The sequence below is a fragment of the Streptomyces aurantiacus genome (assembly GCF_001418335.1).
Taxonomy (GTDB): Bacteria; Actinomycetota; Actinomycetes; order Streptomycetales; family Streptomycetaceae; genus Streptomyces; species Streptomyces aurantiacus.
The window spans coordinates 1-25,767 of sequence record NZ_LIPP01000021.1; the positions used below are offsets into that span (position 1 = coordinate 1).

Genomic DNA, 25,767 nt, shown 5'->3' on the forward strand with positions numbered 1-25,767 from the left:
GGCGGGTCCGGAGGCGGGTCCAGCGAGGGTGCCGAATCCGCGGGCGCGGCAGAGAGCGGCGCATCCGCGGGAGCCTCCAAGGCAGCGGCCGGAGCGAACCCGGTGGTCATGGCCCTGGAAGTGGCTCAGAAGGTCGGCAAGGGCGTCGCGGACGTCGCCAAGAGCGGGGTCGAGGGTGCCGACGGAGAGCGCAAGTGACGTTCTCCCCCGCCACCCCGAGTTGCCCCCAACGAAAGGGAAACAGGTAACCCATGTCCACCCAAACCGCTGCCGCCGATCCCACATACGGGAACTGGCGCAGGCCCAGGCGGCCCGGCTTCGGGCCGTTCGGTCTCCTCGGCACCATCGTGCTGTTCGGCGGGCTCGTCGTCGACCTGATGGTGTCGCTGATCTCGCTGAAGCTCACGGCGGCCGTCATCGTCCTGCAGTGCTTCTTCCTGCTGCCGCTGGCCGTGCGTACGCAGGACGGGCGCAACATCTACCAGCTCTTCGCCGTGCGCCTCAGCTGGTTCCGGCGCAAGGCCAAGGGGTCGACCGCCTATGTCTCCGGACCGCTGTCCCAGCGGCCGGGCGGCAAGTTCCGCCCGCCGGGACTGCTCAGCCGGATCAGGGTTCTGGAGGGCAGGGACGCCTACGACCAGCCGTTCGGCGTGCTGCACCACCGCGGCCGCGACCTGTACACCATCGTGCTCGGCTGCGAGCCCGACGGCGGATCGCTCGTCGACCCCGATCAGGTGGACAACTGGGTGGCGGCCTGGGGAGGTTGGCTGGCCCGGCTGTCCAGCGAGCCGGGTCTGCGCGGCGCCTCCGTGGTGGTGGAGACCGCCCCGGACACCGGCACCCGGCTGGCCAACGAGGTGCTGCCGCGCATCACCTCCGATGCTCCGCCGGCCGCGCGGGCCGTGATGGAGGAGGTGGTGCAGCGGTATCCGAGCGCGTCGTCGGAGATGCACACCTACCTCGCCCTGACCTACGGCATGCCCGCCGGCCAGAAGCGCAAGACCGAGGACATCCTCACCGACCTGGCCATCCGCATCCCCGGCCTGCTGACGGGAGTGGTGGGCGCCGGCGGCGGCCCCGCCGCCCCGCTGTCGGCCGAGCGCATCGCCGAAGTCGTACGCGTGGCCTACGACCCGGCCGTGGCGGGGGACGTCCTCGAAGCCCGCGCCGTCCACGGCGGCACAGGCCTGGAGTGGGACGACGCCGGTCCCGCGGCGGCCATCGAGAAGGCCAACGCGTATCAGCACGACTCGGGGGTGTCACGGACCTGGATGCTCACCCTCGCGCCGCGCGGCACGGTGCGCGCCCAGGTGCTGCGCGGTCTGCTGGAGGACGCGCCCGGCACCCGCCGCAAGCGGGTGGCGCTGCTGTACCGGCCCATCGACCCGGCGACCTCCGCGCGCATCGTCGAAGCCGACCGGCGGGCCGCGCAGTTCATGGCCACCTCCAAGCGCGGCATGGTGCAGGCACGTGCCGCCAACGAGGTGCGCGCCGCCGAGCAGACAGCGGTCGAGGAGGCCACCGGCGCCGGCCTGGTGGAGTTCTCGCTCATGGTCACGGTCACGGTCGACTCCGACGCCGAGTTGGAGGACGCGAACGTGACGGTGCGCAACCTGCTCGCCGGAGCTCGGCTGTTGATGCGCCCGGCCGACCGGATGCAGGCGGCGGCGTTCAGTTGCACGCTGCCGGTCGGCATCCTCCCGTGGGAGCACACCCTGGTGCCGCGTGAACTGAAGGAAGCACTGTGAAGACCAACAGCACGCACGACCGGAACAGCCGCAGCAATCAGGCCACGTACCAGGAGGACGCGGACGAGGCCCCGATCCGGTACAAGGACGAGGGTCCTGACCTGAGCCCGACGAAGAACGACCGGAAGAACGACCGGAAGAACGACAAGAAGAAGGCGCCGTCCAGGAAGAAGTCCGCCGAGCCCGGGGACGAGAAGGAGGTCCTGGCGCCCAACCGCGGCTGGCACGGACCCGGCGGGGGTCAGGTCGCCAACGTGGACCCGCCGTCGATGTGGCGGGCCACCACCGTGCAGGCGTGCGGGCTCTGGCCGTTCGCGGCGGGCTCGGGCGCGCCCATGACCGGCGTCCCGCTGGGCCAGCACCTCTACACCGGGGCCACCGTCTGCGGCGACCCGCTGTCGTGGTTCACCCGGGCCCACTACATCTCCAACCCCTCGTTGTTCATGCTCGGCATGCCGGGCCTCGGCAAGTCCACGCTGATCAACCGCATGCTGATCGGCCTGGCCGCCACCGGTGTGGTGCCGCTGGTGCTGGGCGACCTCAAACCCGACTACGCCGACACCGTGCGCGCCCTGGGCGGCCAGGTCATCTCCATCGGGCGCGGCGTGGGCGGCATCAACGTCCTGGACCCCGGTGCCATGGGTGCCGCCGCCCGGCGCATCGGCGGCGAGGGGGGCCGGGTGCTGCACTCCGAGACCCATGGGCGCGTCCTCAACATGGTCGCCGCGCTCATCACCATCGTGCGCGACCGCCCCATGGACGACCATGAGCAGTCCGTGCTGTCCGCGGCCCTGCACCACCTGCGCGAGCGCACCCCGCCGGACCGCGCCCCGCTGCTGCCCGACCTGGTGAAGGTCCTCGTCGAAGGGCCGGACCGGGTACGGGCGGTGACCCTGGACCGCGGGGACGAGAGCCGCTACCGCGACGCCGTCGACCCGCTGCACCGCTCGCTGCTGGGCATCCTGGACGGGCCCCTGGGCGACACCTTCGCCTCGGAGACCTCCACCCGCATCAACCTCAACTCGTCCGCGGTGTGCATCGACATCTCCCGGATCGGGGAGGCGGACACCCAGCTCACCGCGGCGGCGATGCTGGCGGCGTGGTCCGACGGGCTGGGCACGGTGGCCGCCTCGCACGCGCTGGCGGACGCCGGACTCGCGCCCCGGCGCTGGTTCTTCACGGTGCTCGACGAGCTGTGGCGGCCACTGCGCGCGGCCTCCGGCATCGTCGACCGCATCGACGCCCTGACCCGCCTCAACCGCACCCTCGGCCTGGGCGACGCCAAAATCACGCACACCCTCAAGGACGCCGAGTCGCTGGGCTCCGACACCGACCGCGTCAAGGCGCGCGGCTTCGTCGAACGCGCCGGCATGGTGGTGGTCGCCGGTCTGCCGCGCCAGGAGATGGAGGAACTGGGCCACATCGTGGGCCTGTCCCGCCGGGAGATCAGCCTGGTCTCCTCCTGGTCCTCGCCGCCGGGCTGGGCCGCGCACGGGGACCGTGAGGAGCCGCCCGGGCGTGGCCGGTTCCTGATCAAGGTCGGTGGCCGGCCGGGCATCCCGATCAAGGTCGCCATCACCGACACGGAACGCCATCTGCACGACACGAACAAGCGCTGGGTACCGAACAAGGCGGTCGACGAGGGCACGTACGAGTACATTCCCGACGATCCGTACGGGCACCTCCCCGATCTTTCCAAACCAGCACGGAACAGGGGGTGAACCGCGTGATGACGAACGCGGCAGAGGTCAGGAGGGCGGCCCCATGAGCGGCAACACGGGCAAGGGCCGGATGTACGGCAGCGAACTGGCGCCGTGGGCCGTCATGCTGGTGACGGGCTGCTTCCTGGTGATCTTCGGGGGCATCTGGCTCGGCGGGACCATGGGCGCCGCGGTCACCGGGGCGGGCTGGAATCCCCCGCCGTTCGCCCTGGAGACGCTCGCCACCTTCACCACCAGTGGGCCCGGGAAACTGTGGCCGGACACGTCGGTCGTCGGCGTGGCGGCCGGGATCGTCCTGCTCTACGGCACCGTCACGGCAGTCGGCGTCCTCGTCACACGCAAGGTGATGCGCTTCGTGTCCCAGCCCAAGGGGCTCGCGCAGCGGCGGGAGTTGGCCAGTATGGGCCCGGCCGGCATCACGGAGCGCGCCCGCGACCTGCGCCCCTCGCTCAAGGGCCGGGAGCACCTGCACCCCGACGAGACCGGCAACCTCCTCGGCGACCTCGACCCGAGCGGCCCCGAACTGCGCTCCTCGTACGAGGACGTGGAGCTCGACCTGATGGCCCCGCGCGCGGGAAAGTCCACCGGCATCGCCGTCCCCCGCGTGCTGCGGGCGCAGGGCGCGGTGCTGCTGACCTCCAACAAGTCCGACGTGTACGCCGTCACCCGCGCCGAACGCGAGAGGGCCGGCACGGTGTGGACCTTCGACCCGCAGGGCATCGCCCATGCCCCGCGCGCGATGTGGTGGGACATCCTCGCCGACTGCCACACCATCGAGGGTGCCCGCCGCCTGGCGGGACACTTCGTGGCATCGGTGAACGACGACTCGTCGAAGAAGGACTTCTGGATCTCCGCCGCCCAGAACACCCTCACCGCCCTGTTCCTCGCCGCGGCCCGCGGCAAGGCCTCCGTGCTCGACCTGCTGGCCTGGCTCGCCGATCCCGCCGACCGCACACCGATCGACCTGCTGCGCGACGTCAACATGGGCGCCATGGCGGAGCAGTTGCAGGGCACGGTCCGCGGCGCGGTGGAGACCCGCGACGGCATCTACGAGACCGCCCGGCAGTGTGTGGCCTGCCTGCTCGACCCGGAGATCGTGACCTGGGTGACGCCCGACCCGCGTCTTCCACAGTTCAGGCCGGACGTACATGTGCTCGGCAAGGACACTCTCTACCTGCTGTCCAAGGACGGCGGCGGTTCGGCCGCAGGGGTGATCGCGGGGCTCGCGGACGCGACGATGCGCGCGGGAGTGGTCGCCGCCGAGCGGATGGGCGGCAGGCTCGACCCGCCGATGACCGCCGTCCTCGACGAGGCGGCCAACGTCTGCCGCATCTCCGACCTGCCCGACCTGTACAGCCACTTCGGCTCGCGCGGCATCAACGTCGTCACCCTGCTCCAGAGTTACAAGCAGGGCAGCCGGGTGTGGGGCGAGGCGGGCATGGACGCCATGTGGAGCGCGGCGACGATCAAACTGCTCGGTGCCGGCCTGGACGACGCCGACTTCGTGGAGAAGATATCCAAGCTCGTGGGCAACCACGACGTACGTACCGCGTCGGTCTCCAAGGGCAAGGAGGGCACCTCCCGCTCGTACTCCTACCGGCTGGACCCTGTGCTGCCCGCGGACCGGATCAGGGCCCTGCCCAAGGGCACCGCGCTGCTCCTGGCCACCGGTGTGCGGCCCGCCCTGATCCGCCTGCGCCCCTGGTACAAGGAGGCCGACGCGGGCCGTATCTCCGCGCAGGCCAAGGCCGAGGTGGAGGCGATCACCGAGCGGGCGGCGCGGGCCTGGACCGGGAACACCGGTGTCGAAGCCGCCGCCGACGTGAACGTGAGCATGTGGGAGAGGGGAGCGGTGCCGCAGCACGGCGGCGGATAGCGCGCGACGCCGCCCCCGTCGTGCCTGGAGCCGGAGTCCCGAACGGGGCTCCGGCTCACGGCTTGCGGGCGAGCGTCGCGGTGCGCAGGAGCCACTCGACGGGCGCGTAGCGGGTGCGGCCCATCAGCCAGGCGCTGAACGCCAGTTGTGCCGCGTAGAGGACGAGGCACCCGGCGAGGACGGCCACCGTGCCGACCCGGCCGTACAGGCCGAGTCCGTAGCCGGTGAAGACCAGCGCCATCACCAGCGACTGGGTGAGGTAGTTGGTGAGCGACATCCGGCCGGCCGGTGCCAGTACGTCCCCGACCCGTCGGCCGAAACGGCCGCGGCCCAGGAGAAGCAGCAGCCCGCAGCAGTAGGCGGCGACCAGCGCCGGTCCGGTGACCATTCCGGCGGCCATGGCGACGTCGTACCAGCGCGCGTCCAGCGGCCCGTGGGCGCACATCGCCAGGAACGCGCCTCCGGCCAGGCCGATCGGCAGCCCGTAGGCGACGATCCGCTTCATCTGCGTGCGATGGCGGTCGGGCTCGGCCAGCACCGCGTGCTTGCCCGCGGCGAGGCCCACCAGGAACGCCGCCAGCATGTCGGCGGCGTAGAGGATGTTCGCGGCGAGTGCGCCGCGCAGCGCCCGCAGATTGGCCCGGACGACCGAGACGGGATCGCCCCGGTACGCCTCCGCGGTCTCCTTCGCCGTCTCTTTCGCGGTCTCCCGCGCCGCCGCGACGGCATCCGGCGTGTGGACGAGTTCGGTGGTGGCGAGGGTGAGCAGGCCCCTGGCCAGGAGGAACACGAAAAGGCCGGCGAGGAGCCAGGCCGCGATCCGCAGCGCCTTGCGCGGTGCGAGGTCGCGGGCCGCGAACAGCAGGAGGCTCAGGCACGCGTACGCCATCAGGATGTCGCCGACGAAGAGCAGCACGGCATGGGCGACACCGAGCAGGAACAGGCAGATCACCCGCCGCAGATGCCGCGGTGCCTGCGCTGCCCCTTGGTGCTCGGCGTCGGCCAGCTGAAGCGTGAAGCTGTATCCGAGCAGGAACGAGAAGGGCAGGTAGAACTTGGCGCTCACCAGCAGAGCGGTGACGAGCCATCCGGCCGCCCCGTCCACGGGTGACTCGACCACCTCGCCCACGAGGCCGGACTGCGGTCCTGCGGTGAACTGGACGTTGACCAGGAGGATGCCCAGCAGCGCGAACCCGCGCAGGACGTCGACCTCCCGGACACGGTCGGGCCGCGACGACCGAGTGAGCGCCGACTGGGCAGGGAAACGTGTCGATGTGCGGGGCGAGAAGCTCAATGCGGGCCTCCGTGGCCGGTGCGGTAGTGACACGGACTGGCCCGCGACCGGACGGCCCGCGACCGGCCCCTTGCGCGGATCTCCCGCCGACCGCGGTCCAGAGGGTCACTACGGGGTGGGCCCGGGGAGGGTTCAGTCGGGGATTCCCGGCGGCGTCCGAGTGGCCGGATCGTTTGAACCCTCTTACGGCAGTTGACGTTGTGTCCTCGCAGCAAGGGACTCGATCACCATCATCGGCCCGACCGAAAAGGCTGCCCCATGAGGATCTTTCATCGTTCGCCGGAACGCGATCAGCAGAGCGCCGGCCGTGACGCCGAGTACTCCTTCTTCTCCGTCGACGAGGGTGCGCAGTTCCGGGCTCACGTCCGTGCAGCCTTCGCCGAGCGGGGGCTGGAGGTCACCGTCCACTCGGGCACGGTGAGCGACAACACGGGACGTCAGTTCGGCCTGCGCAACCTCGCGGCGATCTGTCACCAGGAGCCTCGCGGGCGGAAGCGGTGGCCCCATCTGATCCGCGGACACGTCGGCCGCCTGCTGCGGGTGGTCGACGGGCCGTCACCGCTGGAGTTCCTCGAACCCGACCAGCTCCTCGCGCTGCTGCGTCCCTGGGTGGTCGCACGGGACTTCATCGAGCCGAACGCCGACCGGTACGTCCATGCCCGCGTCGTCGCACCCGGCCTGTGCGAGGTTCTCGCCCTGGACCTGCGCGAGAGCGTGATGACGCTGCCCGACACCTCGCTGGCGCCGCTGGGCGACATCGTCGAGCTGCGGGCCCGGGCGCTGGACAACCTCCGGGAACTCCCGATGGAGAGCCACACGATCCTTCACGGCCCGCAGCAGATGCACTTCGACGTGGTGACCGGGGACTCCTTCTTCACCTCCAGCCGTGTCCTGGCCACGAACGAACTCGCCCGGGACCTCACCGGGCGGCCCCTCGGTCCTGACGGTGCCCTGGTGGCCATGCCGAACCGCCATCAGCTGGCTCTCCGTCCCATCGACTCCGAGCGGGACACCACCCTGATGCCGACGCTCTACGGCATGACCGTCTTCGCCGCCGCCAACTACGAGGACGCCGTGGGCCCGGTCAGCCCGGACGTCTACTGGTGGCGCGACGGGACGCTCACCCGGCTGGTCCGACAGGAGGGCGTGGAGCCCGAGTTCAAGGACGACATCGAGTTCGAGATGCTGCAGATGCGGCTGGCCGACAACGACGCCGATCAACGCTGAAGACACCGAAGGACTTTGAACACTCGCATGACAAAGTATGGACAGGTTGAGTGAAAGCCCCTTAGGTTGGCGGCGCACCGCAGTCACGACACAGCAGACCGGAACGAAATCCGGCACGATCCGGTCCCGCTTCATGGAGGACCGTTGTCTCAACATCAGTTCCTGCGTGCCCGAAGACTTCTCACCTCCCTACTGACCGGAGCCGTCCTGGTCGGCGGCCTCCTGGCCGCTCCGGCGTCCTCGGCCGCCTCAGGCGCCTCGGACATCTCGGCGGACATCCCACCGCAGGAACCCGGTGTCACGCTGCGCGTGTTCGACGTGCAGACGCCGCTGAGCAAGCTGTGCACCCTCAAACCAGGCCAGACCCCCAACTACGACGCGGTGAAAGCGACGGTGGACTGGTCGACGACGGACGACTTCGGCGGCTTCTCCGACCGCTTCGTGACAGAGGTGACCGGCAATCTGGTCGTACCGAGCGACGGCATCTACGCGCTGCGTCTCATCAGTGACGACGGTTCCCGGCTGACCATCGACGACACCACGATCGTCGACCACGACGGACTCCACGGTGCGGAGCCGAAGGACGGCTCCGTCTCGCTCACCGCGGGATCGCACCCGCTGCGCATCGATCATTTCGAGCGGGACGGCGGGCAGCAGCTGCAACTGGCCTGGAAGCCGCCGGGCGCGGCCGACTTCACCGTGGTGCCCCGTGAGGCGCTGACCACGGACGCAGGCGTCGTCCGGGTGACGGCGCCGGGACGCAAGGAGTGCGAGGGGAGCGGCGACACCCCCGGTGACGGCCTGCCCCTCACAGAGGTGCGCCCCGACCTGACGCTCACGGACCTGCGCCCCGACGGCTTCGAACCGCAGGTCACCGGGATGGACTGGCTGCCCGACGGCCGGCTGGCAATCAGCACCTGGGGCGGTTCGGACAACCTCGCCGGAGAGGTGTACCTGCTGGACAACGTCACCGGTGAGACCAGCAAGGACAAGGTCACCGTCAAGAAGGTGGCGAGTGGGCTGCGCGAGCCCATGGGCATCAAGTACGTCGACGGTTCGCTGTACGTCTCGCAGAAGCACGAGCTGACCCGGCTCGTCGACCGGAACCGCGATGACGTGGCCGACGAGTACCGCACCGTCGCGACCTTTCCGTACGGAGGGAACTTCCACGAGTTCGCCTTCGGACTCCTCTACCGCGACGGCTACTTCTACGTGAACCTGTCGGTCTCCATCAACCTCGGTGGCGCAACCACGGTTCCGCAGCCCGCGCCGGGCCGCGGCACCACGTACAAGGTCAGCAAGAAGACGGGCAAGATCAGCCCGATCGCGGGCGGGCTCCGTACGCCGAACGGAATCGGCTGGGGTCCGGAGGGTGAGCTCTTCGCCACGGACAACCAAGGTGGCTGGCTTCCTTCGTCGAAGCTCATCCAGGTCAAGCAGGGCCGCTTCTTCAACCACTACACCGAGCCGTCCGGCGCCTTCGACGCCGCCCAGCCGACCAACCCGGTGCTGTGGCTGCCGCAGAACGAGATCGCCAACTCGCCGTCCACGCCGCTGTATGTGAAGAAGGGGACGTTCGCGGGCCAGATGCTGATCGGCGACGTGACCTACGGCGGCCTGCAGCGCGCGTACCTGGAGAAGGTGAAGGGCCAGTACCAGGGTGCGGTCTTCCGCTACACGCAGGGCCTTGAGGCCGGAGTCAACCGCCTCACCCTCGGTCCCGACGGCTCGATCTACGCCGGCGGTCTGGGCGCCGACGGCAACTGGGGCCAGGAGGGCAAGCTCAGGTTCGGCCTGCAGAAGCTCACGCCCAACGGCGGTAACACCTTCGACATCAAGACGATGCGCGCCGTACCGGGCGGCTTCGACCTGACGTACACCCAGCCGGTGTCCGCGAAGACAGCCGAGGAACTGGCCAAGCACTACCGGGCCGAACAGTGGCGGTACACCCCGACCTCCGACTACGGCGGCCCGAAGATCGCCGAAGAGGTACTGCCCGTACGGTCGGCCGAGCTGTCGAAGGACGCGCGTACCGTGCGGCTGCGGCTGGACGGCCTCAAGGAAGGGCGAGTCGTCCACCTCCGGTCGCCGCGTCCCTTCACCTCGGAGTCCGGTGAGTCGCTGTGGAACACCGAGGCCTGGTACACACTCAACGCCATGCCCGGCAAGCAGCCGCCTCCGGCCACCCAGTACGAGGCAGAGGAGGCCCGTCTCACGGGCACGGCCGGTGTCGCCACCGACCATGTCGGCCACTCCGGCAGCGGCTTCGTCGCCCGGTACAACACGGAGGGCAAGGCGGCCACCACCTTCGACGTGAAGGTCCGCAAGTCGGGCACCTACGACGTCAACCTGCGGTACTCCAACGGCCCGAACCCGTTCCAGGGGACCAAGTCGCTGACCCTGTACGCCAACGGGAAGAAGCTGCGGCAGGTGAAGCTCGCCTCCACCAGTGACTGGGACTCCTGGTCCACGCAGACCGAGGCGGTGAAGCTGCGCGCGGGCAACAACACCCTCTCCTACCGGTTCGACGCCGGCGACACCGGGCACGTCAACCTCGACCTGATCACGCTCCGCAAGCACGGTGCGCCGCTCGCTCTGTTCGACGGCACCGCCGCCTCGCAGTCGCAGTGGCAGCACACGGACGGGCGACGACTGGAGTGGCCGCTCGCCGACGAGAAGTCGATGGAGGTATGCTGCGGTGACATCCGGACCATCGACGCGTACCAGGACTTCAAGCTGCACGCCGAGTTCCGCGTGCCGCTGCTGCCTGCCGACGTCACCGGACAGAACCGCGGCAACAGCGGAATCTTCATCCAGGACCGCTACGAACTGCAGATCCTCGACTCCTACGGTGACACCTCGTTGGACACCAATGAAGCCGGAGCCATCTATCTGAAGAAGGCACCCGACGTGAACGCGGCCAAGGCGCCGGAGACCTGGCAGACGTACGACATCGTCTTCCGCGCCGCCCGCTTCGACGACAGTGGCAACAAAACCGCCGATGCCCGGCTGACCGTGGTGTGGAACGGCCAGAAGGTGCACGACGACATCACCCTCGACGGCCCCACCGCTTCGGGCCGGGCCGAGACACCGTCGGCGGGAGCGATCCGCCTGCAGGACCACGGCAACAAGGTCCGTTTCCGCAACATCAGACTGGAACCGCTCAGCTGATGCCCAACTGATCCAGGTCTCAGGGGCCGGGCCCGGTTTCGACCGGGCCCGGCTTTCCGTCGCTCCGCCTCCTTCCGCGTCCCTCCACGTCCCTCCACGTCGTGGACCGGACGTATTCGGTGGGGGTTTGGCCGTAGCGCTTCTTGAAGGCGCGGATGAAGTGGCTGCTGTCGGCGAACTGCCAGTGGGCGGCGAGTTCGGAGACGCTCACCCGGCCGCGCGGTGCGGTGAGGGCGAGCCGGGCCTCTTCCAGCCGCCGGTGGCGCACGTAGGCGGTCACCGACTCCCCCACCTTGGCGAACGCCCGTTGGAGGGTGCGTACGGAGACGTTGAGCTGACGCGCCAGCGCCGTCGGTGAGAGTTCCGCATCGGCGAGTCCGCTGTCGGCCAGGTCCTTCGCGGCCTGGACGAGCGCGGGGGCCAACCGGGGCTCCACGTCGTCGAACCCGCCCCCCGCCACTGCCTTGGTCAGCTCGATCAGGACCCGGTGGGCGGCGTGCACTCCGGCCGGGCCGAGGCCGGTGACCGTCCGCTGGATCATTTCCGTGTGGGCCCTCAGCAGGCGCATCTCGGCCGAGTTGCCCGGCCCGGTGATCGTCCGGTTCCCGAGCACGGGTCTGAGCATCGCGGAGGGCAGGAACAGCAACAGTTCCCTGGTCTGCGCATGCCTCTCGAAGGGCACCTGCCGCCCGAAGTGCCGGAGGAGGAACTGCCCTGTCGACACGGTGTGTTCGCCACGATCGGGCAGGCCGCCCACCGTCCATGCGCCGCGCCGCAGTATGTGCACCTCCACCAGGTCCTGATCGCCTCCCGGGTGGTCCGCGGTCCGGATCGCCGACATGGCGTGGAGATCGCCGATCACCACGTCCCGCAGCCTGGTGACGCGCAACTTGACCCGGAAGTCGGCGATCGTGGCCGGACTGTAGGTCACCAGGGGCAAGTCCTTCCCGATCTGTGCCTCCCACCCGCGCCGGAAGGTGTCGAATCCTCGCGGTGCGGCGCCCGGGGCGGTGGTGTCAAGGACGAACACCTCACGCGACTCGTCCGCCTCTGCTCCCGTTCGGTTCATCGCGGGTCGGCCCACCTCCATCCCTTGCTCCGATCCGGCTCCGATCCGGCTCCGATCCGGAGAGTACGACAGCCCGAGAGACCCGAACGAGAGTGCTGGCTGCCGGGTACGGAGTACAGCCAGCTGCACCTCGCCTTCGTTCTCAGCCCTCCCCCGGTGCAACCGCAGGCAGTTCCCTTACCTATTTCCTCCCCCGTGACTGTGCCCGCACAGTAGGGGCGGGTGAAGCTGAGCGGACCTGCTGCGGGTTCGACTGTTCCCTTGACGTGCGGTTGTTCTGTTGGTCGCGTCCGGTACCGCTCGGCAAGTACTGCGTGGGATCACGCACGGGTGATTGGGGCGGCTCGGAAGAATACGACCGAAGCGCGTCGCTCGGACTCGGAGACCGATCTCGGTACAGCAAATCTGATTCGGCCGGTGAAGACCTTCCGGAATCAAACCCCGCGGTCCGGGGATCCCCGCCGTAACCCAGACTGGGCAGCGCCGCTACCCGCTTGAAAGTCCCGTCGTCCTGGAATGCAAATTCTGGTGTTGCTTGCTCCTGCCGCAGCAGCGAGGGCTCAGGTGAATCACTTGGTACCGGACGCTGGCGCTGCACCTCAGAGATGCGCGGCTGGCCATCCGGCATTCCATGGATTTTGGCGACAGCAAATGCCTGTAGGGCAGCCGCCGTCGCCTGATTCGCCTCCCTCGACTGCGTTTGGTCCGGCTGCTGCGCTGCGCCCGGCCTCGGGAGGGGACCGGGACCCCCCTGCCGGGTCCCTGCCGGCTGGATCGCATTACCCCTGCCCTTGAGCGACTTGTACAGCAAAGCCGCGCCGCCACCCAGCATTGCCCATGGGAGCAAGGCCGGTGCAAACAGCGCAAGCGCGGCTATTACCATGATCGCGCCAATAAGGGCACCGGAAGTCCGACGCTTGTGTCCCTTTGCGGCCTTCATGGCCTTTTCGGCCTGGGGGCGTACGGCCTTCCGCAGCTTTTGCAAGCGGCCGGGGGGGGCGTCCTTCTTCTTGACGCCGTCTTGGCTCGGGTCATCTGGATCTGGGCTGTCCGGGTTCCGGTCCGGGCCCCGGTCCGGACTCTGGTTCCGTTCCGGGTCCGGGCTTCGGTCCCGATCCCGGCTTTCCGGCCGTGGGCTCCTCTGCCTCCAACGCTCTTCCTCTTGCTGCCCGACCCCGTCCGACGGTGTGGCCATCCCCTGTTCCTATCCTCCGGGCCGGTGAGTACGGCAACGGAGCCGTCAGCAGGCACACCAGGAATCACTCACCGGCCGGGCAGTCATGTCCCCAGACGTACCAGCACTGTTCGCCGTTTCGCAGGGGATTGGCGTCTGGCCACTGGTGGTCCATGGCCACGAATCAAGAACCTCACTGGCGACAACGGCCAGGGAGCGCGAACGGTTCAACCACCGCCCGCACCCGTCGCGCAGCCGTCGCGCACACCAGAACGCCTAGTGTCGCCAGATGTTGCCTGTGTATCTACGTCGCACCCCTTGTATGCCTATAAGTGTCGACAGTACCGTGCAGTCGAACCTCGCCTGCAGGCCTTCTCCACTGGTTCGCCCGCCGTCCGCGCCGTCGCCGTTCACCGCGTCGGTGACGGTCGGCCATGCCCAAACGCTCTGGAAGACAAGGGAGTTCACAGTGGTACGCAGAAGCAGCACAGGAGCGGACCGTCCGGCCGGGGCGTCCGTACTGGACCAGGACGTCACCTACCGCGCCCGCCCCCGCGCTCTCCTCGTGGCGATCGCCGGCCTCGCGGTCACCCCCGCGCTGATCACCCCGGCCGCCGCACACTCCGCGAAGGGCGGCAGGACTCTCACCGTCGGCTCCGGAGAGACCCTGGAACTCACCGAGACCACCACGGTGAGCGCACTCACCATCAAGGAGGGCGGGATCATCGCCGCCCCGGAGGGGTACCGCCTCACCCTCACCGTCAACGGCGTGGAAACGGGCGCCGAGCTGGGTGAACTCACCGACGGACACGGCGGACTGGCCACCGCCGTCGCCGCCGGTACCTACCGGGGCAAGGTGGTCCTGGACGTCGCCGTGGCCAACGACGTCGCCTACAGCGACCTCAGTTTCCCGCTCCGCCAGGCCCTCTACGTCGACGCCGCCGGTGTCGACGAGTCCAGGTCCGTCCCCTCCGGCGTCCGCGGCGGCACCGTCACCGACACCGGCGCGCGCGACATCACCCTGCTGTCCGACGGCGAGTCCTTCAACGGCGTGTACGTCACCGGTGGCGGCTCCTACACCCTGACCCGGCCGAAGATCGCCTTCGACGGCAACGGCCGCTGCGACTTCATCGGTTACGGTGCCTCCGTCGTCGGCACCGGAGAGGGCACCAACCTCGTCATCGACGGGGCCGTCATCAAGAACGAGGGCGTGGTCCGCACCGCGGTCATCGCCGACGCCACCGCCAACGTCGTCGTCAAGAACTCCACCCTCCACTGTGCCGACGGCAGTCACGTGCCCGCCGAGTACCCGGAGACCGGCACCGGCGACACCCGGTACATGATCACCGTGCCGTGGATGCTGGGCCTGTCGGGCAACGTCCGCACCACCAACCTCCTCGGCGCGAGCACCCGGGCGTCGTACATCAACTCCTCGATCTCCTCGGAGAAGTGGGGCGCCCTGTCCGTCGACGGCGGCAGCAAGTGCACGCTCACCGCCATCAACAGCCACATCGCCAACACCAAGGGCCAGGGCTACGGTTCCTACGCCATCGGCAGCGTCACCGAGCACTTCCTCGGCTGCACCTTCGACGTCGGCGACTACGCGCTCATCCACTGGGGCGCCGCGGCCCACTACGGCGACAGCACCAAGGAAGCCGTCGCGGCGCTCAACGAGTCCCTGGAACTCGGTTTGACCGCGGCCGAGTTGAAAAAGCTGCCGGTGCGCTCGACCGTCATCGACGCCGGCCGCTTCATGGTGCTGTGGTACGCGGCCGGCTCCGTCGCCATCGACGGCGGCACCCGGGTCAACACCGGCAAGACCACCTTCATGTGCAAGGCCGTCACGGCCAAGGTCACCGTCGACGGCTCCCGGGGCGCCATCCTCAACCCGGGCAACGGCGTCATCTTCCAGCTGATGGACACCGACCGGCCCAGCAGCGTCGCGGTCACGGACAAGCCCTGGAAGACCGAGATGACCGGCACCTACACGGAGCCCACCGGCTCCGCCACCAAGTCGTCGACCTGGGTCACCACCAGCGCCCAGGCCACCGACGCGACCGGCTCCTTCACCGACATCGAGCTGAACGGCGACTTCTACAACGCCGTCCGGGGTGGCGGCAACGCGAGCCTCCAGGGGCAGAACCTGGTCCTGGACTTCACCCGTTCCACCGTCAAGGGCGTCATCTCCGCGACCACCACGAAGCACCGGGTCCCCACCATCACCGTCGCGCGGTACCGGGAGATCAGCGAGGTCACCAACACCCCGAGCCCGGTCGTCAACAACGGCGTCGTCGTGACTCTGGGCACCGGTTCCACCTGGACGGTCACCGGCACCTCCCACCTGAGCGCCCTGACCCTGGCCGCCGACGCCGCCGTCAAGGCCCCGCGGGGCAGGACCGTCACTCTGACGGTCGACGGCACAGCCACCGCCATCCGAGCAGGCCGCTCCTACACGGGGGCGCTCACGCTGACGGTGGCGTGACCCGGAACTGATCCGGAACTGATCCGGACGTGAGCCAGATGTAAGCCAGATGTGAACCGGCCCCCGGGATGTCACCACATCCCGGGGGCCGGAGTCCGTCGTGCCGGTTCACGCACCGCGGGGCGCGTGGAACCGTCGGCGGGTTACCGCCCGCGTCCGCCGTTCCTCCTGAGGAAGGCGACCAGGAGGCGGTTCCACGCGGCGGGCTGTTCCCAGTGCGGGTTGTGGCCCGCCTCGTCCACCACGTGGGTCTGCGCCCTGCGGAGGTGACGGGCGTTCAGGCGCATGATCGACGGCGGGCTGTAGAGGTCACCGTCACCGGTGATCAGCTGGACCGGAAGCGTCAACGTCCCGAGCGCCGCCCAGGTGATGGTGTTCGCGAGGGGCTGCGCGAAGCCGTCCGCGGTGAGAGCCCGGGTCTGAATGGCCTGCCAGGCCGCCACCCCGTCGAGGTCACCGGCCCGGTAGGAGGGTCCCAACTCCTTGAAGGCCGCGGGCAGATCCCCGAACGGGTCCGGCTGGAGCGCCGCGGCCAGTTCCAGGTAGGCGGCGTCCTGTACGCCCATGATGCTGCCGGAGACGGTGAGGCTGAGCAGCCGGTCCTCGTGCGAGAGCGCGTAGTCGGCCGCCAGTACGCCGCCGGCGGCCGAGCCGGAGAGATGGAACCGGTCCAGCCCCAGGTGGTCGGCGAGCGTGTCGAGGTCCCCGGATTGAGTGTCGGCCTCCGCCTTGGTGCCCGCGACGGAGCGGTACGCGCCCCGCCGCGAGTAGCCGATGACGCGGTAGCCGGCCCCGGCCAGGACGGGCTGCTGGTACGGCCAGCTCTCCCCGCTGCCCGACCTGGGGTGCAGCAGCACGACGGGCTCGCCGGCCCCACCGGTGTCCCAGCACCACAGGCTGCCGCCGCCGGCCACGGGCACCTGGTACTCGGTGACGGGCCGCTGGGCGGGCACCGGCACCGGCTCCCACGGTCGGTCGGTACCGGACCCGGACACCGCTCGGGCGGTCCCGGACGCGGCTCGGGCGGTACCCGCCACGGCACCGGTCGTCGTCAGCGCGGCCAGCGCCGCGGCGCCACCGACCACGGCCCGTCTGCTGAGGGCCGCCGAAGTCCTGCTGTCGTTCTCCACTCTTCTTCCTCCCATTTTCTTCCTCCCATGCATTCCACTGACGCGAACCGCGGGAGCGGTCCGCGAGGCATGATCACCAGGTGTCGACAGCGGGTGCCCGGCCGAGGGTCCGATCACCGCCCGGCTACCGCTCGGCCACCGCCGGGAATGATCTCCATATGCGGTAGTGTCGACACCGTTGAGCCATCTTTGAGATCTGGACCCGAAACATCCGGACCCGAAACAGGGGGACGCGGCACATGTCGGATCAGGACACACACCTGGTACTGGAGCGGCTCCTGCGGCTCCGGGACCGGCGGGAACCGCTGGTGGCGCAGATCGCCGAGTGGGTCGGCGCCGGCGTCATCGAGGGCCGGCTCCAGCCGGGGCAGGACCTCAACAGCGTCGAGTTGTCCCGCAGGTTCGACACCAGCCGCACCCCCGTACGCGAAGCCCTGATGCTTCTCGAACAGGAGGGTCTGGTCGAGATGAAGGCACGGCGCCGGCCCCGCGTCGCCGCCCCCTCCCTCACCGACATCAAGGACATCTACCAGGTACGCCGTCAGCTGCTTTCGATGCTGGCGGGCCTGCTCGTCGAGCGGGCCACCGACGCCGAGCTGACCGAGTTGCGCACCCGGGTGGAGGCGATGCGCGAACTGGCCGACGCCGCGGACGTGGACGCGTACTTCTGGAGCCATGTCCTGCTCCAGGAGCGGATGACCGAGATCGTGGGCAACACCACCCTGAAGCAGATCCTGGACTCGCTCGCCCTGCGGACCCTGATGCTGCGACACCTGAGCCTGACCCGCCCCGGTCGGCTGGCCTACAGCGTGGACGACCAGGAACGGCTCATCCAGGCCTGCGAGGAACGGGACGGGGAGCTCGCCTCGGCGCTGATCGCGGGTGCGACCGTGCGCGCGCTGCGGGCCGTGGAGGAGCAGATCGAGCAGGACACCCCGGACAGCGGCAGGCCCGCCCGCAAACGCCGCGCCGCCGGCTGATCCACCGCTCTCCCACCACCTGAGCCGTCCGTGCGAGGTGCTGACCGCCTCACTTGGCGAGTACGCCGCCGTCCACGGGGAAGTTCCCGCCCGTCACCCATGTCGACTCGTCGGACAGCAGATAGACAGCGCACCAGGCGATGTCCTCGGGCCGGCCGACCCGTCCCAGCGGGATACGGGCCAGCAGCGCCTGCTGCGCCGCGCCCTCGTGCGCGCCCGCCGACTCGGTGGCCGGAGTGCGGACCATGCCCGGCGAGATGGTGTTGGCCCGGATGCCCGAAGGGCCGCCCTCCACGGCGAGTTGGCGGGTCATCCCGAGCACGGCGGCCTTGCCCGCGCAGTGCGCGACCATTCCGAAGGTGCCGCTGCCGCGGAAGGCGTTGACCGAGGCGAAGTTGACGATCGAACCGCCTCCGGACGCCACCAGGTGCCGCCAGGCGGCCTGTACCGGCAGGAAGACGACGTCGGCCTCGCCCCGCATGGTCGGGGTCCACTGCGTGTCGAAGTCCATCTCGGCGGCGGTGGCCATGTGCGGGGCGATGGCACCGGCGGTGACCAGGGCGTCGACCCGGCCGTGCAGTGCGAACGCCTCGTCGGCGAAGCAGCGGGCGTCGATCGGGTCGGTCATGTCCAGCGGGGCGAGCACGTCGACAGTGAGACCGCGGTCGGCGGCGAGCTTGCGGGTGCGCTCGGCGGCGGCCGGGTCCAGGTCGCAGCCGACCACGGTGGCGCCCTGCTCGGCGAAGAGCAGCGCGCATCCCTGGCCGATGCCCGCACCGGCACCGGTGACGAGGGCGACCTTGCCGTGCAGCCTGCCTGTACCGGGCTCTGCCGTGGGCCCGGAGCGGGGAGCGGTCACGTTGTCCTCCTGAGAACGGCGTACGGGAGAGGGTGATGGCCCGGCCTGTCGGCGGGGCGGAGGTGACACAGGGAGACCGGGCTGGACGGTCATCCTCCGGTGCGGGCCGGCAGCTCCACTTCCAGCGCGACCAGGAAGCGGGAGACCATGCTGTACGCGGCGGCCGTGACGGTCAGTTCGACCAGCTCGGCCGGGCCGAAGTGCGCGCGCAGGGCGTCGAAGACGTCGGCGGGGACATGGACGTCCCGGGTCATGGCGTCGGTGTAGGCGACGACCGCGCGCCGCCGTTCGTCGAGGTCGGGGTGGGTGGCGGCGCCCTCGGCGCGGAGCGCGTCGAGGTGCCGGTCGTCGAGTCCGGCGGCCCGGGCGTCGCCTTCGTGGGCGGCCCATTCGTAGGGGGCCCGGTTGAGCACGGCGATGCGCAGGACGACCAGTTCGCGGATGTCGGCGGGCAGGGTCATCCGCTGCCGGACAGCGCCCAGCAGGCTGTTCCAGCCGTCCGCCACCGGCGGACTGTGCAGCAGCATCCGGTCGAGGGGCCGCAGAGTTCCGCCGCGCCGCTCGCGGATGCGCTCCGCGATGTCACCGGCTCCGTCGGTACCGGGAAGTCGTGCCACGTGCCGTTCCCTTCTGGGATGGGTTGTGGGATGGGTTCTGGGATCAGTCGGGTGGGGCGGGCCGGCTCAGGACGTCCTGGCGCACGGTGTCCCCGAAGAACATGGCGGGGGAGGTGCGGGGCCCGGTGAACCGCGGCCAGGGCGGCAGGTCCGGGCCGCCCGGATCACCCGTGGCGACGAAGCGCGCCCAGGTGTCGGCCATCAGGGCAGCCAGTCGCCGGTCGGTGTCCTGCCAGGGCCAGTCGGGCCGGCGGTCGAGGTTGTCGAGGACGTACGGGAGTTCGGCGGTGTGGTGGACGCCCGGGTCGGGCAGGCCAGGCGGCAGCGGGGGCCGCCGGTCGAACCGGTAGATCCAGGTGGGCGTACCGGTCGCGGCGTGGGATCGCGCCCACTGCCATACGGGGCCCACGAACCGGGCGTCGCCCACGGTGCCGGCGTCCTCGTCGGCGGAGGCGTAGACCGTGCCCTCGTCGCGGTTGGAGCCCACCAGCAGCGGGACGCGGTGCTGGCGGCCCGTGGCGAATACGGCGTCGGTCGGTTCGGTCAGGATCCTGCCGTCGACGACGGGCCCGAAGTGACCGCGCACGATCAGTTCGACTCCGGAGATCCGGCGCAGCCCCTCGACGTCCCGGCCGCCGAACTCTTCGGCGTAGGCCAGCCCTCGTTTCTGTGCCTCGGCCGGGCCGGGCAGCGGGCCCTCCGCCCGGCCCACGCCGGAGGCGCTCTGGCCGAGGGCCGCCCGGAAGTGGGGACGGGCCGTCGGTGCGGCGGCCATCAGGTGGCAGATGTGGGCGGCGCCCGCGGAGTTGCCCGCGAGGGTGATCCGGTCCGGGTCGCCGCCGAAGGCCGCGATGTGGGTACGGACCCAGGTGAGGGCGGCGACGATGTCGAGGAGGCCGTAGTTGCCGGAGGCGTGGAGGTCGTCCTCGGCGGCCAGGCCCGGGTGGGCGAGGAAGCCGAGGGCGCCGAGCCGGTGGTTGAGGGTGACGACCACCGGACCACGGCCGGCCAGGGCGCGGCCGTCGTGGATGTCCTGGGAGCCGTGTCCGTAGCGGTTGCCGCCGCCGTGGATCCAGACCATGACGGGCAGGCCCGTGCCCGGTGCGGGGTCGGGTGTCCACACGTTGAGGTAGAGGCAGTCCTCGCTCATCACCAGCGCGTGCCGGTCGGCGAAGTTGGTCCGGTACATGACCGAGTCGCTCGGCGGCTGCGGTTGCAGCGGCGCAGGACCGAACTGCTCGGCTCTGCGCTCGCCGTCCCAGCGGGCGGCGGGCCGGGGCGGGCGCCAGCGCAGGTCGCCGACCGGTGGTGCGGCGAAGGGGATGCCGCGGAAGACGGCGACCGGGCCGTCCCACTCCCCCACCAGCCGCCCGGCGCCGGGATGCGCCCGGGGAGCGCCGGCACCGCCCGCCCGTACCCGGGGGCCGCCCGTTCCTTGCGTCACGCCGTACGGGCCGCTCATGCCGGGGCCTTGTGCAGCGAACCGTTCTTCATGATCGCGGCGAGTCGGTCGCGGTCCTGGAGGATGCGGATGTCGTCCAGCGGGTCGCCGTCGACGAGGACGAGGTCGGCGAGGAACCCCTCCCGGATCAGGCCCAGTTCGTCGCCCATGCCCATGACCTGGCCGCCGTGCCCGGTGGCGGCGCGCAGTGCCTCGGCCGGGGTGAAGCCGAACCAGTCGACGAACAGTTCCAGGTCGCGGGCGTTGCGGCCGACCGGGTTCCAGGCGAAGCCGTAGTCGCCGCCCGGGACGACGCGGATGCCGCGGCGGACCAGTTCGGGGACCACCTCACGGACCGCCTTCTGGGTGGCCTCGACCTCCATGCCTGGCTCGGGCTCGCTGCCGGCCTCGTGCAGGTTGGCGTAGATGATGCCGGGGGTGGGCGCGACGAACAGCCGGTCGCGGGCGGCCTCCAGGAGGTCGAGGGCCTCCTCGTCCGCGAAGGTGCAGTGGTAGACGGCGCGGATACCGTGCCGTACGGCCATCTTGATCGACTCGGCCGCGTGCGCGTGGGCCGTCAGCCAGACACCGCGCTCCCGGGCCACCGCCGCTGCCGCCGCGACCTCTTCCTCGGTGAACTGGACGATCCGCGAGGTGCCCTGCACCACCGCGCTCTCGCCCGACAGCGACAACTTGACGATGTCGACACCGAGGTCCGCCATCTCCCCGACGAACCGGCTCACCGACTCGGGGTCGGACGCCCGGCCGTCGATGCCGGGGAAGTCGTAGACCCCCGGTTCGACCATGCCCGCGGTGCCCTCCCAGGAGGCGGCCTTGAAGCGCGGGCCCGGCATCCAGCCCTCCGCGAACGCCTTGCGGGCGGCCGTTTCGGTACGGGGCAGGCGGTTGCCCCCGGAGTAGGCGCTGGTGAAGCCCTGGTCCAGCAGGACGCGGCCCGCGTGCGCCACCAGCAGGGCCTTCTCCTCCTCGGGCTCGTCCCGGCGGCGGGAGCTGTGCTCGACGGTGGAGCCGAAGCCGAGGTGGGTGTGGGAGTCGACCAGGCCGGGGATCAGGGTGCCGCCTCCGCCGTCCACGACCCTGGCCCCGAGCCGGCGGGCGGCGGGAATCCGCGACGCGACGGCGGTGATCCGCTCGCCCTCGACCAGAACCTCGGCGGGGAAGGGATCACGTCCCGTGCCGTCGAAGACCCGGACCCCGGTGAAAACGGTCCTGCCGGTGCTGCCGCTCCCGTCAGTCCTGTCAGTCCTGTCAGTCCTGTCAGTCCTGTCAGTCCTGTCGCTCATCGTGCGCTCCTGAAGGTGTGCCGCATCTCGCCCAGCTCTCCGATCCTGCTGACGAGGGTGTCACCGGGACCTATGAAGCGCTGCGGGGTGCGGCGGTTGCCGACCCCCGCGGGGGTCCCGGTGAAGATCAGGTCGCCGGGACGCAGCGGGCAGATCGCGCTGAGGTGGGCAACCAGCCGCGGCACCGGGAAGATCATGTTCGAGGTGCGGTCGTGCTGGACGATCTCCCCGTCCAGTGCCGCGGCAGGCAACGTTTGCCCGTGAAGGAGCGGCGTCCGGTGCGTGCTATCGGTGTGCCGGCCGGAAGCCCTCGTACTGGACGTACTTGGGATTTCGGCCGGTGCAGCGAGAGGGCGTGCCGGGCGTCGCGACGGGGCGAACGTTGCCTGTCGCGGCACTAGCTCGCAGGTCAGCTCCAGGTCGTCGCGGTCGGCCGGTTCGTCGACGCTGACCAGGGCGGGCCCCACCGGGCCGAAGCCGGGGAAGGACTTGCCGAGCGAGAACTGGGCCGGGCGCCCGGCGAGTTGGACGATCCGCTCGGACAGGTCCTGGCCCACGGTGAGCGCGACGACCGGGTCCCAGCCCTGCTCCTCCGGCACCCGGTAGGCGTCGCGGCCGATGACGGCGACCATCTCCAGTTCCCAGTCGACATGACCGGGCGGCAGGTCGATGGTGGCGTACGGGCCGGTGAGGCAGCTGGGGAACTTGGTGAAGACCAGCGGCTCGGCCGGCTCCTCGTAACCGGCCTCCGCGGTGTGCGGGCGGTAGTTGAGGGCGACCGCGAAGATCTGGCGCGGCTCGGGCACGGGTGCGCGCAGGTCGGACTCCTTGTACGGCACGGCCGTGGCCGGGTCGACGCCCGCGGACCAGCGCAGCAGCGCCTCCCACTGGTCGAAGACGGTGTCCGGGTCGGCGTCGAGGCCGCCGTCGGACACGTCCACGGCGCCGTCGCCGGTCAACAGGGCGAGCCGGCCCGCGAGGTTGGCGATCCGCATGCCCTCACGCCCACTGTTCAGCGGACGGTTCGGGCGTGCCGTACGCGTCCTGCCAGGAGACGACGCGGTTGCGCAGCACACCGAGACTCTCGATCTCGGCCTCCACGACGTCGCCGGGCTTGAGGTAGTTGGCGAACGGGTCCTCGGTGCTCGCCGCGACTCCGGCGATGGTGCCGGTGGTGATGATGTCGCCCGCGCTGTAGATCTGCGGGGAGTGGTAGGCGACCAGCTGCGGGATCGACACCGACAGGCGGGAGGTGTTCGACTTCTGCCGCACGTCGCCGTTGACACGCAGTTCCATGTCGAGGTCGTGCGGGTCGCCGATCTCGTCCGCGGTGACGATGTAGGGGCCGATCGGACAGAAGGTGTCGATGGCCTTGGAGAAGGAGAAGACCCCGGACTCCATCTCCCTGCGCTGGATGTCGCGCGCGGTGATGTCGTTGAAGACCAGGTAGCCGGCGATGTGCTCGGCGGCCTGCTCGGCGGTGAAGAACTTGCCGGGCTTGCCGATGATCACGGCGAGTTCCAGCTCGTAGTCCATCTCCCGGGTCAGGTTGGCCGGGTACACGATGGGCTCGTCGGGGCCGATGATCGCGTCCACGTTCTGGAAGAACACGATGCCCTTGTTGACCGGGTGCGACCAGTCGACCCGCTCCAGGTCCTCGTGGTGCTCACGGAAGTTGCCCGCCGTGTGGAAGAACTTCTTCGGCACGATCGGCGCACGCAGCCGGACATCGGCGAGCGGATACGTCCGCCCCGTCTCGGCGACCTGGCCCTCACGCTCGAAGAACACCCGGGTCGACGGGACGTCGAGCTCGATCACCGTGTCCCCGTCGAGGCGGCCCACGAGCCCTTCGTCGAACGTCACCAATTTCATCAGACCTCCTAGTAACTGTCGACACTCACCCTCCTTGATTCCGGCATTCACGTCAACAGTGGCGTCAAGTGTGGACACATTGTTCGGAGGTCGATTACGGTCCGGAGCATGAAGACGATGTGGAACTTCACCGGCACGCGTGCGCTCGTGGCGGGTGCGGGCGGCATAGGATCCGCCGTTGTCCGGGCCCTGGCGGACGCGGGGGCGGACGTGGTCGTCCTGGACCGCGACGCCGCACAACTGGCCGAACTCACCCGCACGGGCGGCGCCGGGGCCACGGACGGCACAGGCGGCACAGGCGGCACAGGCGGCACGGTGCGCGGCCTGAACGTGGACCTCACCTCCGCCGACGCCTGCCACGACGCGGTCACCGACGCCACCGGATTCCTGGGCGGTCTCGACGTGTTCGTGCACGCCGTCGGCACCAACGACCGCCGCCCCGTACTGGAGACACCCGACGATGTCTGGGACCGCGTCGTCGCCATCAACCTCAGCAGCGGCTTCTGGCTGGGCCGGGCGGTGGGCAACGTCATGGTGCCGAGCGGCTACGGCCGCGTCGTCTACCTGTCATCCGTGTCCGGGCTGCTCGCCCACCGCGACCACGCGCCGTACGCGGCGACCAAGGGCGGCGTCAACCAGCTCATGCGGGTCATGGCCCGGGAATGGGCGGCCCACGGCGTCACCGTCAACGCGGTCGCCCCCGGCTACACCGAGACCGACCTCACCCGCGCCTACCTCGCCACACCGGGCATGCGTGCCTCGATGGAGGCACTGGTGCCCGCCGGACGGCTCGGCCGCCCCGACGACCTGGTCGGCCCCACCCTGTTCCTCTCCTCCGCCGAGGCCGCTTTCATCACCGGACAGGTGCTGTACGCGGACGGCGGCCGGACCCTCGTCTGACCTGACTGACTGACCTGTGTGACCTGTCTGGCCGCCGCCCGCCCACCGGCGGGCCGCACGCGCACGACCCCGATCCACCGTCCCCACAGCCCGAAGGAGCCGTCATGGCCAATTCCACCAACTCCCAGCGCTTCACCGACAAGACCGTGCTCGTCACCGGTGCCGGCACCGGATTCGGTGCCGAGATCGCCGTACGGGCCGCCCAGGAGGGCGCCGACGTCGCGATCCACTACCGCAGTTCACGCGCGGGCGCCGAGGCCACCGCCGAGCGGGTGACCGCCCTGGGCCGCAAGGCGTTCGTCGTCCAGGCCGACATAGCCGAGCACGACCAGATCCGGCGCATGGCGGACGAGGTGTGGAGCGCGTTCGGCCGGCTCGACGTGGCGGTCAACAACGTCGGCGACGTGGCCCGCGAGCAGATGTCCTGGCGGGACCTCACCGAGGAGTCCGTGGACCACGTCCTCGCGGTCGACATCAAGGGCACACTGCTGTGCACGCACGAGTTCGGCGCGCGGATGCTGGAGCAGGAAGGGGGCGGCGCGATCGTCAACATCGGCTCGACGGTGGTGGCCCGGGGCAGCGCGCGGGCACCGCAGTACGCCGCCGCGAAGTACGGGATCATCGGCCTGACGAAGTCGTACGCGCATGCCTTCGCCCCCGCCGTCAGGGTCAACGTCTTCGCTCCCGGGTTCATCGAGACGACCGCGACACTGGGCCGGGAGGACTGGCGGAACGGGCGCGGGGAGCAGCTGCGCAAAGCGACTCCGATGGGCCGCATCCCGGGTCCCGAGGAGCTGGCGGGGGCCGCGCTGTTCCTGGCCACCGAGGACGCGCACCACATCACCGGCGGATTCCTCATCGCCGACGGCGGCTACAACATGATCGGAGCGTGAGCGCGAGCA

The 25,767-nt window shown here is 70.2% G+C and carries 19 protein-coding genes; 10 read left to right on the top strand and 9 right to left on the bottom strand.

The annotated features are described in order from the left end of the window. The 4 genes from AOK01_RS44295 to AOK01_RS02665 all read left to right on the top strand — a co-directional run. Positions 1–198, top strand: a 198-nt coding sequence (locus AOK01_RS44295) for a hypothetical protein (RefSeq protein WP_213862040.1), incomplete at its 5' end; no start/stop codon positions are given. 53 nt (positions 199–251) lie between these two features. Continuing rightward, on the top strand, positions 252–1,748 hold the full coding sequence (locus AOK01_RS02655; RefSeq protein ID WP_055507942.1) for an SCO6880 family protein: 1,497 nt from the start codon (positions 252–254) through the stop codon (positions 1,746–1,748). A gap of 203 nt (positions 1,749–1,951) precedes the next feature. Then, a complete protein-coding gene (locus AOK01_RS02660) occupies positions 1,952–3,469 on the top strand; it encodes an ATP/GTP-binding protein (protein WP_425424714.1) in 1,518 nt (505 codons plus the stop codon). A gap of 43 nt (positions 3,470–3,512) precedes the next feature. After that, positions 3,513–5,345 (top strand): type IV secretory system conjugative DNA transfer family protein, encoded by a 1,833-nt coding sequence (locus AOK01_RS02665; protein ID WP_079103116.1) that lies wholly within the window; start codon positions 3,513–3,515, stop codon positions 5,343–5,345. Positions 5,346–5,400: 55 nt separating this feature from the next. Here the strand turns inward: AOK01_RS02665 and AOK01_RS02670 are convergent, their stop codons facing one another. After that, a complete protein-coding gene (locus tag AOK01_RS02670; RefSeq protein WP_063792694.1) occupies positions 5,401–6,639 on the bottom strand; it encodes a DUF418 domain-containing protein in 1,239 nt (412 codons plus the stop codon). Positions 6,640–6,897: 258 nt separating this feature from the next. Between AOK01_RS02670 and AOK01_RS02675 the strand changes: the two genes are divergently transcribed. After that, entirely contained in the window at positions 6,898–7,866 is a 969-nt protein-coding gene (locus AOK01_RS02675) for a hypothetical protein (protein ID WP_055507943.1), read from the top strand. Between the two features lie 144 nt (positions 7,867–8,010). Beyond that, on the top strand, positions 8,011–11,037 hold the full coding sequence (locus AOK01_RS02680; protein WP_055507946.1) for a 3-keto-alpha-glucoside-1,2-lyase-like domain-containing protein: 3,027 nt from the start codon (positions 8,011–8,013) through the stop codon (positions 11,035–11,037). Positions 11,038–11,056: 19 nt separating this feature from the next. Here the strand turns inward: AOK01_RS02680 and AOK01_RS43320 are convergent, their stop codons facing one another. Continuing rightward, positions 11,057–12,106: a helix-turn-helix transcriptional regulator gene (locus tag AOK01_RS43320; RefSeq protein ID WP_157871167.1), complete on the bottom strand. Its 1,050-nt coding sequence runs from the start codon at positions 12,104–12,106 to the stop codon at positions 11,057–11,059. Positions 12,107–13,749: 1,643 nt separating this feature from the next. Here AOK01_RS43320 and AOK01_RS02690 point away from each other — a divergent pair. Continuing rightward, positions 13,750–15,762 carry a hypothetical protein gene (locus tag AOK01_RS02690; RefSeq protein ID WP_245702057.1) on the top strand — a complete coding sequence of 671 codons (2,013 nt, stop codon included), beginning with the start codon at positions 13,750–13,752 and terminating at the stop codon, positions 15,760–15,762. 143 nt (positions 15,763–15,905) lie between these two features. Here AOK01_RS02690 and AOK01_RS02695 read toward each other — a convergent pair whose 3' ends face one another. Continuing rightward, positions 15,906–16,892 carry an alpha/beta fold hydrolase gene (locus AOK01_RS02695; RefSeq protein WP_107099714.1) on the bottom strand — a complete coding sequence of 329 codons (987 nt, stop codon included), beginning with the start codon at positions 16,890–16,892 and terminating at the stop codon, positions 15,906–15,908. A gap of 239 nt (positions 16,893–17,131) precedes the next feature. Here AOK01_RS02695 and AOK01_RS02700 point away from each other — a divergent pair, with 239 nt between their 5' ends. Next, positions 17,132–17,872: a GntR family transcriptional regulator gene (locus AOK01_RS02700; protein ID WP_055507948.1), complete on the top strand. Its 741-nt coding sequence runs from the start codon at positions 17,132–17,134 to the stop codon at positions 17,870–17,872. A gap of 49 nt (positions 17,873–17,921) precedes the next feature. Here the strand turns inward: AOK01_RS02700 and AOK01_RS02705 are convergent, their stop codons facing one another. From AOK01_RS02705 to AOK01_RS02730, 6 genes are all read right to left on the bottom strand, one after another. Continuing rightward, positions 17,922–18,731 (bottom strand): SDR family NAD(P)-dependent oxidoreductase, encoded by an 810-nt coding sequence (locus tag AOK01_RS02705; protein WP_055507950.1) that lies wholly within the window; start codon positions 18,729–18,731, stop codon positions 17,922–17,924. A gap of 89 nt (positions 18,732–18,820) precedes the next feature. After that, positions 18,821–19,348 (bottom strand): carboxymuconolactone decarboxylase family protein, encoded by a 528-nt coding sequence (locus AOK01_RS02710; protein WP_055507953.1) that lies wholly within the window; start codon positions 19,346–19,348, stop codon positions 18,821–18,823. Positions 19,349–19,391: 43 nt separating this feature from the next. Continuing rightward, the gene (locus AOK01_RS02715) at positions 19,392–20,810 is read right to left on the bottom strand and encodes a carboxylesterase/lipase family protein (RefSeq protein ID WP_055507955.1); all 1,419 of its coding nucleotides are present in this window, start codon (positions 20,808–20,810) and stop codon (positions 19,392–19,394) included. Next, positions 20,807–22,093: an amidohydrolase family protein gene (locus AOK01_RS02720; RefSeq protein ID WP_063792696.1), complete on the bottom strand. Its 1,287-nt coding sequence runs from the start codon at positions 22,091–22,093 to the stop codon at positions 20,807–20,809. Before AOK01_RS02720 ends, AOK01_RS02715 begins: the two co-directional genes overlap by 4 nt. Beyond that, positions 22,090–23,088: a fumarylacetoacetate hydrolase family protein gene (locus tag AOK01_RS40540; RefSeq protein ID WP_055507957.1), complete on the bottom strand. Its 999-nt coding sequence runs from the start codon at positions 23,086–23,088 to the stop codon at positions 22,090–22,092. Before AOK01_RS40540 ends, AOK01_RS02720 begins: the two co-directional genes overlap by 4 nt. A gap of 4 nt (positions 23,089–23,092) precedes the next feature. Beyond that, positions 23,093–23,965 carry a fumarylacetoacetate hydrolase family protein gene (locus tag AOK01_RS02730; protein WP_055507959.1) on the bottom strand — a complete coding sequence of 291 codons (873 nt, stop codon included), beginning with the start codon at positions 23,963–23,965 and terminating at the stop codon, positions 23,093–23,095. 108 nt (positions 23,966–24,073) lie between these two features. Here AOK01_RS02730 and AOK01_RS02735 point away from each other — a divergent pair, with 108 nt between their 5' ends. Together AOK01_RS02735 and AOK01_RS02740 are read left to right on the top strand one after the other, a co-directional pair. Further along, the gene (locus AOK01_RS02735) at positions 24,074–24,865 is read left to right on the top strand and encodes an SDR family NAD(P)-dependent oxidoreductase (protein WP_055507961.1); all 792 of its coding nucleotides are present in this window, start codon (positions 24,074–24,076) and stop codon (positions 24,863–24,865) included. Between the two features lie 104 nt (positions 24,866–24,969). Further along, on the top strand, positions 24,970–25,758 hold the full coding sequence (locus tag AOK01_RS02740; RefSeq protein WP_055507963.1) for an SDR family NAD(P)-dependent oxidoreductase: 789 nt from the start codon (positions 24,970–24,972) through the stop codon (positions 25,756–25,758). Positions 25,759–25,767 lie beyond the last annotated feature (9 nt).